The 15181-nt window shown below is 64.6% G+C and carries 9 protein-coding genes, 1 tRNA gene and 2 pseudogenes; 6 read left to right on the forward strand and 6 right to left on the reverse strand.

Annotated features, from left to right (window positions below):
* Nucleotides 1-21: 21 nt before the first annotated feature.
* From gpM to OMP43_RS03930, 3 genes are read right to left on the reverse strand one after another with little or no spacing between them, the layout of a single operon-like run.
* Nucleotides 22-870 carry a phage terminase small subunit gene (gpM, locus tag OMP43_RS03920; protein WP_280278421.1) on the reverse strand — a complete coding sequence of 283 codons (849 nt, stop codon included), beginning with the start codon at nt 868-870 and terminating at the stop codon, nt 22-24.
* A gap of 50 nt (nt 871-920) precedes the next feature.
* The gene (locus tag OMP43_RS03925) at nt 921-1970 is read right to left on the reverse strand and encodes a phage major capsid protein, P2 family (protein WP_280278422.1); all 1050 of its coding nucleotides are present in this window, start codon (nt 1968-1970) and stop codon (nt 921-923) included.
* A gap of 51 nt (nt 1971-2021) precedes the next feature.
* On the reverse strand, nt 2022-2864 hold the full coding sequence (locus OMP43_RS03930; RefSeq protein ID WP_280278424.1) for a GPO family capsid scaffolding protein: 843 nt from the start codon (nt 2862-2864) through the stop codon (nt 2022-2024).
* A gap of 168 nt (nt 2865-3032) precedes the next feature.
* Here OMP43_RS03930 and OMP43_RS03935 point away from each other — a divergent pair.
* From OMP43_RS03935 to OMP43_RS03945, 3 genes and pseudogenes are all read left to right on the forward strand, one after another.
* A pseudogene (locus OMP43_RS03935) lies at nt 3033-4877 on the forward strand (terminase family protein); the annotation flags it as partial.
* Between the two features lie 163 nt (nt 4878-5040).
* Nucleotides 5041-5961: a phage portal protein gene (locus OMP43_RS03940; protein ID WP_348538588.1), complete on the forward strand. Its 921-nt coding sequence runs from the start codon at nt 5041-5043 to the stop codon at nt 5959-5961.
* A 191-nt stretch (nt 5962-6152) separates the two neighbouring features.
* Nucleotides 6153-6257: pseudogene (locus OMP43_RS03945) on the forward strand (IS5/IS1182 family transposase); the annotation flags it as partial.
* 443 nt (nt 6258-6700) lie between these two features.
* Here the strand turns inward: OMP43_RS03945 and OMP43_RS03950 are convergent.
* Nucleotides 6701-7099 carry a hypothetical protein gene (locus tag OMP43_RS03950; RefSeq protein ID WP_280278427.1) on the reverse strand — a complete coding sequence of 133 codons (399 nt, stop codon included), beginning with the start codon at nt 7097-7099 and terminating at the stop codon, nt 6701-6703.
* Between the two features lie 785 nt (nt 7100-7884).
* Here OMP43_RS03950 and OMP43_RS03955 point away from each other — a divergent pair.
* From OMP43_RS03955 to OMP43_RS03965, 3 genes are all read left to right on the forward strand, one after another.
* On the forward strand, nt 7885-10473 hold the full coding sequence (locus tag OMP43_RS03955; protein ID WP_280278428.1) for an N-6 DNA methylase: 2589 nt from the start codon (nt 7885-7887) through the stop codon (nt 10471-10473).
* On the forward strand, nt 10474-11010 hold the full coding sequence (locus tag OMP43_RS03960) for a type II toxin-antitoxin system VapC family toxin (protein WP_280278429.1): 537 nt from the start codon (nt 10474-10476) through the stop codon (nt 11008-11010). It abuts the gene before it with no gap.
* A 226-nt stretch (nt 11011-11236) separates the two neighbouring features.
* Nucleotides 11237-11313 (forward strand) — tRNA-Arg (locus tag OMP43_RS03965).
* A 335-nt stretch (nt 11314-11648) separates the two neighbouring features.
* Here OMP43_RS03965 and OMP43_RS03970 read toward each other — a convergent pair.
* Nucleotides 11649-12719: a glycosyltransferase gene (locus OMP43_RS03970; RefSeq protein ID WP_280278430.1), complete on the reverse strand. Its 1071-nt coding sequence runs from the start codon at nt 12717-12719 to the stop codon at nt 11649-11651.
* Entirely contained in the window at nt 12716-15178 is a 2463-nt protein-coding gene (locus OMP43_RS03975) for a DegT/DnrJ/EryC1/StrS family aminotransferase (RefSeq protein ID WP_280278432.1), read from the reverse strand. Before OMP43_RS03975 ends, OMP43_RS03970 begins: the two co-directional genes overlap by 4 nt.
* Nucleotides 15179-15181: the final 3 nt, after the last annotated feature.

A 15181-nucleotide genomic window follows, 5' to 3' on the forward strand; every position in this document is an offset into this window, starting at 1 on the left:
GAGCGCCGGGGGGCGAGCTGGTTAGGCGCTGGCGGGCGCCTGGGATTCGGGAGGCGGCAGGAGCTTGGTCAGCTTCTTGATGCGATCGGAGACGCCGACGCGCTGATTCAGCGATCGGGCACGACCCAGAGTTTCCAGCGCGAGCCGCGCAAGCGGGGTGTTCACGATCGCATCCCCGTCCGCGTTCAGCGCGCCGCGCATCTGCTCGACGCCGATCGCCTTCTTGAGCTTTGCCCGGATCTCGTCGTGCATATCGAGATCGGCGGTGAGCATGTCGAGGTGCGCCAGGATCTCGAATTCGAACGCAGTGTTTGCCTGCTGGATTTTCAGGGCACCGGAAGCGATCTCCTCCACGATGAGATCGGGCGCCGAACGCTCGTACCTGGCGGGCAGCGGGAGGGCATGTTCCAGAACATGCTCGGCCAGGACCATCGCGCCTGCGAAATCCTCGGTATCGATGCGCCAGATCATGATCGTGGGCAGCACGTCTTCCTCGGCCGCGACGCCGGCGGCAACCAGGCCATCGACCCAGGCGGCATAGTGCGGGAGCAGTTCGCGCTTGGTCTCGATCTTCTTCTCGATCGACTTGATGTCGCGCAGGCGGCGCAGGTCGGCCTGCAGGCGCAGATTCATCTGGGCCGCGGCGCGCTCCGCTTCGGTGCCGGTCTCCGCCACGGACGCGACCGCGACCTGCTCGACGGCGGAGGCCTCGGCTAGGGCGCGGTCGCGGTGCGCGCGCGCCAGGCTGGGCGCGGCGCTGGCGCTGGCGGGCGCCGTCGTATCGGTGGCGAGCCCGCTCGCCTCGGAAGGTGCGGCCGCCTGGGTGATAAGTGCCGAGAAGCTGTCCCGGTGCTTGCGAGCGAGGCTCATTGCGGTTCCTTTGGGCGAGCGGGCTACAGGGGGATGGGCGGCGCCGGCGATCAGGCCGGCTTCTTGCCCATGACGATGTTCTCGACGAACGCGCAGAGGCCGTAATCCTCGACCACGTAGCTCTCGTTGACGCTCTCGTAGTTCTCGATCTGATCGAGGGCCGGTTCATCCTTGAGCATGCGGCGGCGGGTGCCCTCCTGCTCGTAGATCGACAGGTTATCGAGCCGCGTGATCAGCAGCTTGCCTGCCGGGAAGCCCGGCACGCGCACCGCCTGCAGGCCGCCGATCTTCTTGGTCGAGAGCAGCACGTCGCGCGCGAGCTGCTCGGTCGCCTTGTCGCCGGCTGCATTGACGATGTTGAAATATTTGTCGTGGACCAGGTCACGCCCGCAGATCACCACCAGTTCGGTGTCGTCGCGGTTCCATTCGTCCATCAGCTCGACCGCGTCCATGACGAGCGCGTCGAGATTGACGTAATCGACCTGGGTGCCGACGGTGCCTTCGCCGACATAGATGGCCTTGGTGGCATCGGGGGTGAGGCCACCATCGGCAAGGACGCGTGCCGCGGCGAAGGTGCGGATCTTGTGGAGCCAGCCCTTGTTCACGTCCTGGAGCAGCGGATTGGCGGCGCGATCGGTCTGGGCGGCCACCGAGGTGCCGTTCCAGCCGATCAGGATGCGATCCAGGCCCTGGCGCTTCAGGATCGCGTTGCGCACGAGCTGCTGGAATTCGGGCTTGTGTGCCCAGGCATCCAGCGTCGCATATTTGATGGCCGTGTCGAAGTTCGTCTGCTCGCAGCGATAGCGGCCCATGTCCGAAGTGTCGGTCGCCGGGGTGGGCGTGCGGCGATTGCCCGCGGCGGTGTTGGTGCGGCCCGCGATCGGGCGGGTGACGCCGACGCCGACCTTGTCGCCTTCCTGCTCGACGACGGTGATGATGTTGATGCGCGAGAGGAAGTCGCTCTGCAGCTGCTGGACCTCGACCATCTTCTGCTGGACCGCCGGGGCGACGGTGAAGCGATCGGTGGCGTTGGCGACGCCGCTGAGCAGCGCGATCTGCGAGCAATAGGCGAGGTAGAGGGTGCGGGTGGCGTTGCGCATCTTGGGCTCCTGGGCGGCGGATTGTGGTGAGTGGCGGGTGCTGGTGGCCGATCAGCAGTCGGTCAGCAGCCCGCCGTTGCCGCCGGTGGCGGGCGCGCGGCTGAAGGTGGCCGGCTGCTCGGTCTTTTCGAGCTGGGACCTGAGCGCGGCGAAGTCGCGCTGCAGAGAGGCCAGCCCTTCGTTGGCCGGCTTCACTGCTTCCGCGATCTGCTTGCCGACCTGCTCGCCGAACGCGACCGAGAAGCCCGCCAGGTCGATATTGTCGTTGGCCGGCTTGCCGGTGCCCCCGTCCTGTTCGACCGGCGGCTTCGGCTTCTCGCCCTCGGGCTTGAACTGGGCGAAGAAGCTGGCGAGGCCGGACTTGATGGACTCGGCCATCGTGGCGGCATCGGGCGCCTTGGCGTCGAATTCGATCTCGACCGCGTCGGCGCCGTGGCTGAACAGCGAGCCGGGCGCGCGGCTCGAAAACTTGAGGCGCTCGGTGCCGACGCTGGCCGGCTTGTCCGTGAAGGCCAGGCCGATCAGGCCGATCTTATCGGTGCCGGCGTAGCTGGGCGTCAGCTCGACCGAGGGGAAGGGCTTCTGATCCTTCTTGGCGAGCGTGACGAGCTGATCGTTGGCGTCGACCTGAGCATAGAGCGCGCGGCGCTTCTCCGCCTTTCCGGCGATCTCCAGCTCGACATCACGCGCCTCGACCGCGACTACGTCGCCATAGCCGTTGAAGGGCGGTTCGGGGCTGTAGCCCGAGATGTGCTCGATGTTGATGCGCGGCGTGTAAGTTTCGAGGTTGAAGGTCTCGACGCACTGGTTGACCATTTCCGGCGTGATCGTGCGGCCATCGCTAATCGTCTGGCCGGCGACGAAAACGCGGAACATCTTGCTCTTGGTGCCCATGGCGGTGCGGTCCCTCGGATCGGTTTCGGTGCTGGCGGCATCGCCGCGTTGACCGGGCCGAAAGGGGACGAAGGGGCGCCGCTTCTCAAGCGAACGGACTTGTAGAGACAGTCTCTACAGGATTGGCCGCACCATCGGCGGGGTGTGGGGTGGCTAGGTTCCGTGCCGATGGCCAAGCCTCCGCCCGATATCGACGCGCATCTGCCGGCGAACACCTTCCCGATCCCGATCACGGCGGATCGGTGGGCGCGCAGCCTGTATTGGGCGGGATGGGGCATCACCCAGATTGCCGACGAGCTGGGCAATCTGGGCTATCGCAACGACGAGACGGGCAAGGCCTATGCCCGCTCCACCGTGGAGGCATGGAAGCAGCGCCAGGGGTGGGACAAGGCCCGCCCGATCGACCGCGTCGAGCATACCGCCGAGATGCGGATCAACCAGCTGATCCTGAAAACGAACAAGACGGGCGCCGACTTCAAGGAAATCGACCTGCTGATGCGGCAGATCGTCGCCGCGGCACGCGTCCGGCGCTTCGAGGCGCCGGGCGGTCACGAAGGCGATCTGAACGAGAATGTCGGCAACCGGAACGCCGGCGAGCGGAAGAAGGCCAAGAAGAACCACTTCACCGCCGAGCAGGTCGAGCAGCTCGAGGCGATCTTCCTTGAGGAGTTGTTCGGCTATCAGGAGGGCTGGTGGGCCGCGAAGGACGAGCGGACCCGCATGATCCTGAAGTCGCGCCAGATCGGCGCGACCTGGTACTTCGCACGCGAAGCCCTGCTCGATGCGTTGCGCGGCGGCGGCAACCAGATCTTCCTGTCCGCCTCGAAGAACCAGGCGCATATTTTCCGCAACTATATCGTCCAGTTCGCCCAGCGCGTCGGCGTGAAGCTGCAGGGCGACCCGATCGTGATCACCGCGGACACCATGCCCGAGGGCGAGCCGGCGGCCGAACTGATCTTCCTGGGCACCAATGCCCGCACCGCCCAGGGCTATCACGGCAATTTCTATTTCGACGAATTCTTCTGGACCTATGGCTTTGAGGAGCTGAACAAGGTCGCCAGCGCCATGGCGATGCACAAGCGCTGGCGCCGCACCTATTTCTCGACCCCGTCCAGCGTCGCGCACCAGGCGCATCCCTATTGGACGGGCGAGCGCCGCAACCGGCGGGTGAAGAAGGACCAGCGCGTCACGATCGACGTCAGCCACGAGCGGCTGCGGACGGGCGTGCGGTGCGAGGACAATATCTGGCGCCAGATCGTTACGATCGAAGACGCCGCGGCGCGCGGCTGCGACCTGTTCGACATCGAGGAGTTGCGCGTCGAGTATGCGCCCGACGAGTTCGCGAACCTGCTGATGTGCCAGTTCGTGGACGACAGCCTCTCGGCCTTCAAGTTCAACGAGCTGCAGCGCGCGACCGTCGATGCGATGGTCGATTGGCGTGACGTGGATGTGCTCGCGCCCAGGCCGGTGGGCAATCGCCCGGTTTGGGCCGGCTATGATCCGCAGGAGAGCGAGGACGGCGACAATGCCGCGCTGGTGATCGCGCTGCCGCCGGAAGGGCCGGGCGAGAAATTCCGCCTGATCGAGCGCCACCAGCTGCGCGGCGCCGATTTCCAGGCGCAGGCCGAGTTCATCCGAGCACGGCTCAGCCGCTACAACTGCACCTATCTGGGGATCGATGCCAATGGCGTGGGCGCCGCGGTCTATCAGCTGCTGAGCGACATGCGCGGCGTGGTGAAGATCGAATATTCGCTCGAAGCCAAGGCCGCGATGGTGATGAAGGCGCAGCACACCTTCGCCCGCGGCCGCATCGAGTTCGACGCGGGCTGGATCGATGTCCAATCCAGCTTCCTTTCGATCAAGAAGGCGCTGACCAGCTCGGGCCGCGCCATGACGTTCAAGGCGAGCCGCAGCGAGGAGGTGGGCCATGCCGATCTCGCCTGGGCGGTGATGCACATCCTGATCAACGAACCCCTGGACGGCAAGGCGCGGCCGAAGACGCGCATGGAGATTATCGATGTCGAAGCGGAGCGCGGCAGCGCGGTGGATGCGGCGGGAGGAAGCGCTGGCGGCCTCACATGGAGCCATCGACGCGCGGGCGAGCGAGGAGCGCGGCGAGCTGGTATTCAGCTTCGGCGATCCCGAGCCGGTGCTGAACCGGCGCGAGATAATCGACATGTTCGAATGCGTGCACAATGGCCGCTGGTACGAGCCGCCGATCTCGGTGGACGGGCTCGCGCGGGCGTTCCGCGTGTCGCCGCATCACAGCTCCGCCATTCTGCTCAAGCGCAATCTGCTCGCAGCGACGTTCGTTTCCAGCTCGCAGCTTAGCGGCAGCGCCTTCGAGGCGCTCGCCCAGGATCTGCTCGTATTCGGCTATGGCTTCCTGGAAGAGAAGCTGAACCGCCTGGGCGGCACCCTGCGCTATGACCACAGCCTGGCCAAGTTCACCCGGGTCGGCCTAGAGCCTGGGCAGCATTTCTGGGTGCCGGGCTTCAAGATGGAGACCGAGTTCCGGCCTGGCAGTGTCGTCATGGTGCGGCAGCCGGACGTGAACCAGGAGATCTACGGCGTGCCGGAGTATCTGAGCGCGCTGCAGTCCGCGCTGCTGAACGAGGCCGCCACGCTATTCCGCCGGCGCTATTACCTGAATGGCAGCCATGCCGGGTACATCCTCTATGCCACCGGCGACATCGACAACAACGACGTGGACGGGCTGCGTGAGGCGCTCCGTAAGTCGAAGGGGCCGGGCAATTTCCGCAACCTGTTCGTCCATGCGCCGAACGGGAAGGAAGGCAGCCTGAAGGTGATCCCGATCACCGAGGTGGGGGCGAAGGATGAATTCCTTGGCATCAAGACGGCGACGCGCGACGACGTGCTGGCCGCGCACCGCGTGCCGCCCTCGCTGATCGGCATCGTTCCCGCCCAGGGCACGACGCCGGGCAACCCCCTGCAATCGGTGATGATGTTCCTCGCGCTGGAGATCATGGCGCTGCAGCGCCGCTTCGAGCAGGTGAATGAGGCCGTTGGCCATCCGCTTATCGCATTCGACAATAGCCAGCTGATGGACGCGCTGAAGGCGCTGACGGCGGCCTGACGGTTCCCCGCTCGGCCAGGCCGAGCGGGGGAGAACCGGGTGGCGGCCCGGATCACCGACGAGGATAGTCTCGCCACGACCAACTGGCCAGTCGGCCGTCCCGCACCCGGCATCACCGGGCGAGAATCCTAGAAGAGCGAGATTTCCTACATGACAAGTACCTGAGTCACGCTGGTGTTCTCGCCGGCGGCCTATTCTGTCGCCTCAAGAACTGGCGACGCATCGCTACCAGATACGACTGGCATGCCACAAACTACCTCGCTGCCGTCGCTCTCGTAGCCCTTATCTCTGTGTAGCTTAAATGAGTCCCCAACCTAATATTATCCCTTTGCGGCGATTATCTAGGTTTTCTCTTGCGCCACCATAGCTCAAAAGCGCCAAGACCCCAGCCGAAGGAAATGACATATATAGCCAGATCTTTACCTGATCCGCCTTTATTGAAGAATATTCCGGCGATGAAAACGGCCAAAATACTAAGACTGAATATGATCAGTAGATTTCGGATAATCGGCCCAGCCCGCATCTCAACCTCCTGCCGGACAAAACTGCGATCGTGCATACCTCACAGCAGCAGACGTTGCGAGCGCGACGCCGGCGGAGATGAGAAAAGCAGGGCCGGCCGCAATAAGCACTGCGCGTCCTCCGATCACCGATCCAATCCGGCCTCCAACGCTAGCCGCATAAGCCCAATTGGCGCCTCTAATTGCCGCTCCAGTGCCTATGCCGGTCAATGTTCCGATCACGGCATCAGCCACATTTCCAGTGGTGTCGGAGCAAAGCACGTCCTTTGCTCTAGACTTCCAAGTCGGAGGCGGCGGCGTTTCCTTTTGCGGCGCGCCGCCGCCACCGCCAATGCCGTTGGGATGCGCGCCAGGCGCCCGCTCATCCCTTCGATGATGATAACCCGCGGCCCCAGCCTGGCATGCCTGAGCACCACATCGGCGATCGACAGGATCTTGAACCCTGCGATCCAGGCATCCGCATCCAGCTCGGTCGCATGACTGCTGACAGTGCAGCCGCCGGCCTCAACGTACCAGGGTTCGCCGCAGGCGATCAGGCCGACGTTGCGGATTGCGAAGTCCCAGCGTTGCGCCAGCCAGTCCGTTGCCGCGATGGCCGAATCGATACTCCTACCCATTTATAAGAACATAATGTGAACATAAATGGAGAGTCGAGGCCTCGCCATTGGACGGGGTCGGGCCCTGCAGCTGGTACCCCAGCAAGGGCGCTTTTCCCCCCGCCTCGCCCGCCAGCTTTCTGTGTCCCCTTTGATGCATCCCGCAGCCCCTGAGGCTCTCCCTGAGGGGGAGGTGGCGGACGGATGATGCGATCTGATGCAGCTGGTGGGCCGAATTGCGAGTGTGGCGGCCCGGCCTATGTTCGCCGTTCGCTTCGCTTCGAGAGAGTAGGGCAGGCGGGAAAATCCCAATATCCCCAACCCAGGCCAGAATTCAGAACTAACTATCTGATATTAAGCCAATAAATTGTTGGCTTTCTATCCCAATGCAACCCCAATCTCTCCAACCATTTATCCCAATATCATTGATATTATTGAATAAAATTATTGGGGTCGGAAAGGCCAATGTCGTTGGGGTGAGGTTGGGAAAAATGTTGGGCCAATATCCGCAGAATTCTGCGGATATTGGGAATGTTGGGGTTCTCCCGCGTGCTACTCTAAAGGCTGGCGCAGGGCGCTATCAGAGGAAGCGCCATGCCTGATCCCGCGCTCGTCGCCGGAATGGGCCGGTATCTGGTTGACTGGTCAACGCTGGACGTGGACCAAGGCCGAAATCATTCCTATTCGGCTCAGGTGGTACTAGGGCCACGCAGATTTTTCGGTGGGGTCACGGCGTGCAGTTTAAGGGTGTTGACATCGCTGCTCCTGAGCATTTGGCCGCGGCCATAGGGTGGTCGGGCGAGCAGTTGATTGCACGTGAGATCAAAAGCCAGGCGGGACGGCCGATCCCTCTTCAGAACGCGCGTTTGGATGGTGAGAGCGCAATCGTTTTCTCGTGCTTCGAAGGACGAGCGAGCCGCGCAGATCTCGATGCGGTTTCACTCTATGGCTATCACGCGTCTTCGCACTGGGGGCTGGTGGCAGATAGCGAGGGCGTCCACGTGCTCAGCTCGCGGTGGCTACGGGACACCGACTGGTATCGCTTGGCGCCGATCGATGCCGCGGAGCAGAGAGCCAGCCTGCTCGATATTTTTGCGCCAGACGCTGTACGACTGGGCGAGCCGGCTCGACGCTTGCTTGAGGTCGAGCAGCCCACGGCCTTTCTCAAGGGCGTGGACGAGGCTTTGGTTGAGCGGCTCGATGCTTGGCGTGAGAAAGCCGTGCGCTACTCGCGGGGGACTGTATCTCGCATAGATGAACAGTTGCAGACACTCTATGCTCAGCTCTTTGTTCTTCGCACGGTTGAGGATCGTTCGCTCAATGACATTATTCCACCCATCCTCGAGGCCGCGATGGCTCCTGACGTGTTCGATCGGGAAAAGTGGGCTACGATTTTCAAGCGGGCGCAGAGCCAAATCGGAAGCGACTTATTCGCGGAAGATGCCACGGACGCGATCGAACCATTCATTCTAAGCGGGGTAATCCGCGACCTCTACTTCCCCAAGCGGGTGCCTGGCCAAGACGTCCGATATGACTTTTCGTGGATCAGTGCCGACGTGCTCGGATCGGCTTACGAAAAGTACCTCTCGACCGTGTTGCAGCCGGCGCCGCTGCCCGCGCAGACCGAACTCTTTGTCCAGCCTCAGCGCGGTGTTGAGCGTCTGAGTGTGCGAAAATCGGCTGGGGCATACTATACGCCACGGTTCCTCACGACTTATCTTGCCACTACCTGCTTGAACAAAACTTTCGCGGATCGCGAGCCCGGGAGCATTCCTAAGGTCATCGATTTCGCTTGTGGGTCCGGATCCTTTCTGGTTGCCGCAGTCGATCAAATGCTTGGCCATCTAAAGCGGCAAGATCCGAACCGACCTTGGGCGCGAGAGATTGTAGAAGGCGGCTATATCGTCGGCATCGACATCGATGCGAAGGCTGTGACCGCAGCTCGACTCCATCTGTGGCAGCGGTTGATTGAGGAGCCTCACGCCCTACCGCTACCGAATCTTTCCCATTTCATCCGCCAAGCCGACGGCCTCGATGCCGAGAATTGGGGAGACCTGGACGGTGAGTACGACGTTGTTCTAGGTAATCCGCCGTTCCTTGCGACAACCCTCGTTACAAATCGGGAAAAGCTGGAAGCGACATACACGACGGCCCGTGGTCGGTATGATTTCTCGTCATTGTTCGTGGAACGGGGTGTAAAAATCCTCGCGCCAGACGGCGTGCTTGGGCTCGTGATTCCCAATCGGCTCTTCATCAATAAAAGCGCGGAGCCGTTGAGGCAGGTTCTCACTTCACAGTGTCACTTGGATGTCGTTGTGGATTTTGGGTCCACGAAGCTGTTCGATGCTGATGCCTATGTCGGTTGCATAGTGGCAAGACGGTCGGCGGCGGCGAGCGACCGTTCGCCAGTGCGGGTCGTGAAAGTCAGCTCGCTTGAACCCGATTTCATGACCTCGGAGCTTCTCGAGGCCGAAAGGCAAGAGGGAGGCCTTGGAGGCTCCGAGTTGGTTTCATACGACGCACGGCAACCTGGCGCAGAACCCTGGCAGCTACTGTCCGTGCGGGAGCAGAGAACCAGAGTTCTGCTCGATGAAGCCTCGGTGCAGCTGGGTGACATTGCGACCGTGGCGCAGGGCATCAGGACCGGCGCGAACGACATTTTTGTGCTCGAGGTTGTCGAGGACGATGGTTCGTCGTTGGCGCGGGTTATCAACGGCCTGGGCGAACAATGGTTTGTAGAGCGCGATCTGCTTGAGCCGCTAGTGTTCGGAACTGAGCTGGTGCGGTTCACTGAGGTTCAGCCGGTTCGCAAGCTGCTGTACCCATATAGGGGTGGTCGCGCGGTCTCGGAGCTCGAGCTGCGTGAACGATATCCGAGAACCCAAGAATATCTGTGGGCGTACCGCGACATCCTGGCGGCCCGCTCCAGCCTCAAAGGTACCGGATCGGAGCACTATGAGCTTATCCGGCCACGGGACGAAAGCTGGCTACGTCGACCAAAACTCCTCATCCGTGACCTAGCGCCGGCGACGGCCTTTGCTGTCGACGTAAGTGGCGAAGCGTTCTTGGTGGGAGGAACTGCCGTGGCGCCGGCGGATCCGGATCATACGCTTCCGCTTTTGGCATATCTCAATAGCCCGCTCATCAGCCGTTTTGCCGAGCGGCAGGCTCCTACGTTCCGGGGGGACTTTTTTAAGTTCGAGCCCGGCGTTCTCAGCCGGATGCCCGTGCTCAACGCTGTGATTGAAGACGAAGAATTGATGCACCAGCTCGGCTTGCTAGCCCGAGAACGCCTTAGGGTCGACGGCTCCGGCGACGCCTGCATTGCCGTCGAGAAATCGATTGACGATCTGCTCGTGCGGGCGGCTCAAACCTCTGGCATAGACCTCTTCTAAATGGTGATGTTCGTCGTCGACGGCGCGGAGATTGATCTTCCCCGCAATTTGGCGCTGATCGATACGAATATTCTTGTCGCGCTGGCAGACCCCGACGACCAACATCACGCCTACGCACAGCAATTCATCGATGAGCAAGACGATTTTCAGCTTGCCGTAGCGCCGCCCGTCATCGGGGAGGCGTGCAGCTTGTTGATCGGTAAGCGTAAACGTCGAGATCGCGCGGAGTGGCTGTTGAACTGGCTGCTCAGTCCCGGAAGTGGAATACGGCTGCTCCCAGCGCCGCACGGATCGCCTGAGGCATCTGTCCAGAGGTACCTCGGCGCGGATTTGGAATGGATGACCCGCCACAAGCTCGATTATGTCGACGCCTATCTAATGCAAATGGCTCATCAGATTACGTCGAATTGCACCTTTCGCCCCGACCTGGTGATTGTGACGAATGATATGCGTGACTTTCTTCGCTGCTTTAACGGCGGCTACCGGTATCGAGTGCACGACGTTGCGACGGGCGACACGATCGACATGGACGCGTGAAACTCCGCGGTTTGTTGTGCCACTTTTTGTGACATCTCCCGTCGGTGCGAACTCTTCGGTTGCCATCGCCTACCGCCGCTAGGGCGCTCGCGCGCTAGGCACGGTGCGCAACATAGCGAGAACAGACTGTGCCCCCCGTTGTGCCGACGCAAACCGTAGCTGCCCGCGCGTTTCGCGTGTTGGAGATTGACCCGAAAGGCGCAGAAACCTAGGGGTTCTGCGGTGCGCCCCGGTAGCTCAGCAGGACAGAGCAACGGTTTCCTAAACCGCAGGTCGGGAGTTCGAGTCTCTCCCGGGGCACCATTTTTGTTGGAAGATCCTCGCATAAGCTCGGGCGCGCGTTCGCGCTTGCGAACCCTGGCGGGTTCGAGCTTGTTCCCTTCAGGCGCGCCATTTCTTGTTCTGGAACCTCGCATAAGCTCGGGCGGCCGTTCGGCCTTGCGAACCCTGGCGGGTTCGATGCCGCTCCCTTCGGGCGCGCCATCTTTGTTTGCCTCAAGTGCCGGTGTGTGCATCCGCCCGCTTGGCTATCCTCGCGTTTCGGCGGTTTCTGCGTCGGGCTGGGCTGGGCTGCGCGCTGGTCCGCTATTCCTCCGTGGTGCGGCCGGCAATGGGGGCTTTCGGGCAGCGCGCCCTTCCTACAGCGCCACGCCCAGCCCGCGCCCGATTGCCCGCACCCGGCCGATCAGCGGCGAGATCAGCCGGTCCGGATCCTTGGCCGGCAGGCTCACGCTCTCGGGCAGCACGCCCATCGCCTCGCGCAGCGTCACCGCGCCCTGGCGGAGCGCAGGGCGGGCGACCAGCCACCAGAGCCGGGCATGCTCGCCGTCCACTTCGATCCGCTCCTGCCGGGTGAGCGGCGTGCGGGCGACATGGTCGGCATGGAGGGTGGCGAGGATGCGCGACAGGCGGCTCAGCGTGCCGAGGTCCGACACCGGCTCGCGCGCCATGAAATAGCGCACCACGAGCTCGGCATTGGCCTGTACCGCATCGGGCTCGAACACGCCGGCATAGCGCCCGGCGAGCACGCGCGCGGCGCTGGCGGCCATCATCTCGGCATAGCGCTTCGAGGCGCCGCCGGGATGGCAGCGATAGAGGAGCTGAGCCTCGTCGAGCCGGGCGATCTGCCCGAAGCGCCCGAGCCGGTGATAGAGGTCGAAATCCTCGGCATAGCGCACCTGCGGGCGCTCGAACGGCTCGAGCAGCCGTGCGGCCTCCGCGCGGAACATGACGCTGGACCAGACCAGCGGGTTCTGGGTGAGGAGCAGCCAGTCGATGGTCGCCGGGGTGAGCGGGCGATCGCCGGGCCAGGGCGTGAGGCGGCCGTCCTCGAGCAGCTCGGCCGCGGTGGCGACGAGCACGGTGCCGGGATTTGCGTCGAGATGGGCGGCCTGCGCGGCGAAGCGGCCGGGCTTGCACAGATCGTCCTGGTCGAGGCCGGCGATGTAGCGCCCGCGCGCCGCGGCAAAGGCCTGGTTGCGGGCGAGGACGGGGCCGCCATTGGCCTCGGCATGGAGGATGGTGATGCGCGGATCGGTGAAGGTGGCGAGCAGGGTGCGGGTGTCGTCGGTCGAGCAGTCGTCGACGATCACCAGCTCCCAGTCGGTGAAGTCCTGCGCCAGCACGGAGTCGATCGTCGCGCCGATCCAGGGCGCGCCGTTATAGGCGGGCATGATGACCGAGACGGTGGGGGCGGGCAGGCCGTTCATGCGGCGAGGCTCACGCTCTCGCCGAGCAGCTGGTCGACGATCAGCTGGCCGACATCGTTCTGCCATTGCCACAGGCCGTTGGCCTTGCCCCTGAAGCTCTTCTCGCCACCCAGCCGCCCTTCGGGGACGAAACCGGCGGCGAGGCCGATGCCATAGGCGCCGGGGATCGGCTGGCCGTCCGCGTCGCTGACGCGGCAGAGCTGGTCGGCTAGGCGGGGGCGGCCCGGCGCATGGGCGGCGAGGGCGATGCGCTGGCCCGCCGCGTCGAGCAGGGGCAGCGCGTGCGGGCGATAGCCGAGCGCGGCGACGATCAGGTCGGCCTCGGCGAGGATGCGCGCGGCCTCGGCATCCGGGCCGGCGAGCCGGTGGAGCCGGACGCGCGGATCGGGGGTGCGGCCGCCGATGCGGAGCATGCGCAGCACCAGCTCGCGGGCTTCGAGGCGGAAGCCGGCCAGGCGATAGACGAAGCCCGAGAGCGGGCAGATGTCGTCGGGGCCGAAATCGGTGAAGCCGTCGGCATGGGCGGCCTCGGCATTGGGATACCAGGGGCGCAGCGCCTCGCGGTGGAGCAGGCTCAGGCTCTCGGCGCCGAACGGGATGTCGGATTTGAGGAGGAGGACGGCGGAGGCGATCGCGGAAGTGGAGGCGCCGACGATGGCGATGCGCGGGGCGCGGGTGTGGGCGATGCGGGCGTGCAGCCGCTCCATGCCGCCGGTGCGCAGCATGTCGTCGCACAGCATCAGCCGCTCGCCGGCCTGCGGGCCCAGCTGCGTGCCGGCGACCGTGGCGGCGGCGATGTCGCTGGCGGACTGATAGCCGCCGGTGGCGAGGACGATGTTCCGGGAGAGCAATGCGCGCTCCGCCCCGGTGGCGGTATCGCGGATGCGGGTCTGCCAGAGGCCCGCGGCGGTGCGGCGGCTGTCGAGCACTTCGTGGCCGGTGTGCACGCTGCCGCCGCTCTCGGCCAGGATCGCGCCGACGCGCTGGCCCATCGCCTCGAGGAAGGGACGGGTGCGGTGGAGGGGGACGCCGAGCTTGCCGGCATGGCGGGCGATCTCGCGGGCGGCGGGATGGTCGAGCAGCGCGGCGATGCCGGGTTCCGGATTGTCCTTCACCGCGCTGAGGAAGGTCTCGGCGGTGCTGTCCGAGGTGATGGCATAGTCGGGCAGCTGGCCGGCGCCAAGGCTCGGCCCCCGCTCGATCACGGCGAGGTCGGCGCCGAGTTCGCGCAGCTTGCCCTTCTTGCTCGCCGCGATGAGGAACGCGATGCCGGCCGGGCCGCCGCCGATCAGAACGGTGGAGAGGATTCCGGGCTGCGGGGCGGGGACGACGATGCGCGGCTTGCGGAGCGCGGCATGGAGGGCGCCGCAGATGGTGGCGACATCGGCCGCGGTCATGGCGTCGGTGACGGGAAGCGAGAGCATCCGGGCGGAGAGGTCGTCCGCGATCGGAGTCGGTCCGGTGATGCAGGCCTGGCGGAAATAGGGCTGCTCGCCGATATGCGGGCTGAAATAATGGCCGGAGCCGATGCCTTGCTCGGTCAGGCTGGCTATCACCGCGGCGCGATCGGCGCCGGCGGGGAGCAGCATCGGCATGAACTGGGCCACCTGGCGGGTGGCGTGGCCGTGCTGGAAGGTGACGGTGTCGCCCAGGGCGGCGCGATAGGCGCGGTCGAGCGCGGCGCGATGCTCGGCGACGGCGTCGATCTCGCCCAGCTTGGCGCGGGCCATCAGCCCGAGCAGTTCGGGCAGCTTGGCGTTGATGCCTTCCTGCGTGGCGGTGCGCGGGGCGCCGAAGCCGAAATTCTGCATGCGGCGCAGCACCTGGATCCGGTCCGGGTCGGCGCTGTAAATCAGCCCGCCCTCGGCGGTCGCGAAGGTTTTGGTGGCGTGCATCGAGAAGACGCAGGCGAAACGCGCCCCGGTGCCGAAGCCGCGGCCGGCGGCGTCGAGGCTGCCCAGCGAGGCGGCGGCATCGATCACGACGCCGACATCGTGGCAATCGGACAGGGCGCGGTAATAGTCGAGGTCGATGGCCGCGCCGAACGTGTCATAGGGGACGACCACGGCGACTTCCTCGCCATATCGGGCTAGCGCTTCTTCCAGCGCCGCGGCGGCAACGGCCCAGTCACGGCCATCGCTGTCGACCAGGATGGGCGTGAGCCCCGCCCAGATCACGGCATGGGCGGTGGCGGCGAACGTGAAGGCGGGGACCAGCGCGTAGCGGCCCGGGCGGCCGGCGCGCGCCTCGCGGACGGCGAGCAGCAGGCCGAGCGTGGCGTTGGAGACCGCCAGCGCAAAGCCCTCGCCGCCGAACAGCTGCGCCACGGCCCGCCGTTCGAAATCGCGGACGATGGGCCCGCCATTGCTGAAATAGCCGCTCGCTTCCAGCGCGCGCAGCTCCTCACTCATCTCGCTCAGCCGCGGCGGACGCGGTGCAATCAGCGGTAGTTTCAGCATTCC

Source organism: Sphingomonas sp. CBMAI 2297 (genome assembly GCF_029870595.1).
Taxonomy (GTDB): domain Bacteria; phylum Pseudomonadota; class Alphaproteobacteria; order Sphingomonadales; family Sphingomonadaceae; genus Sphingomonas.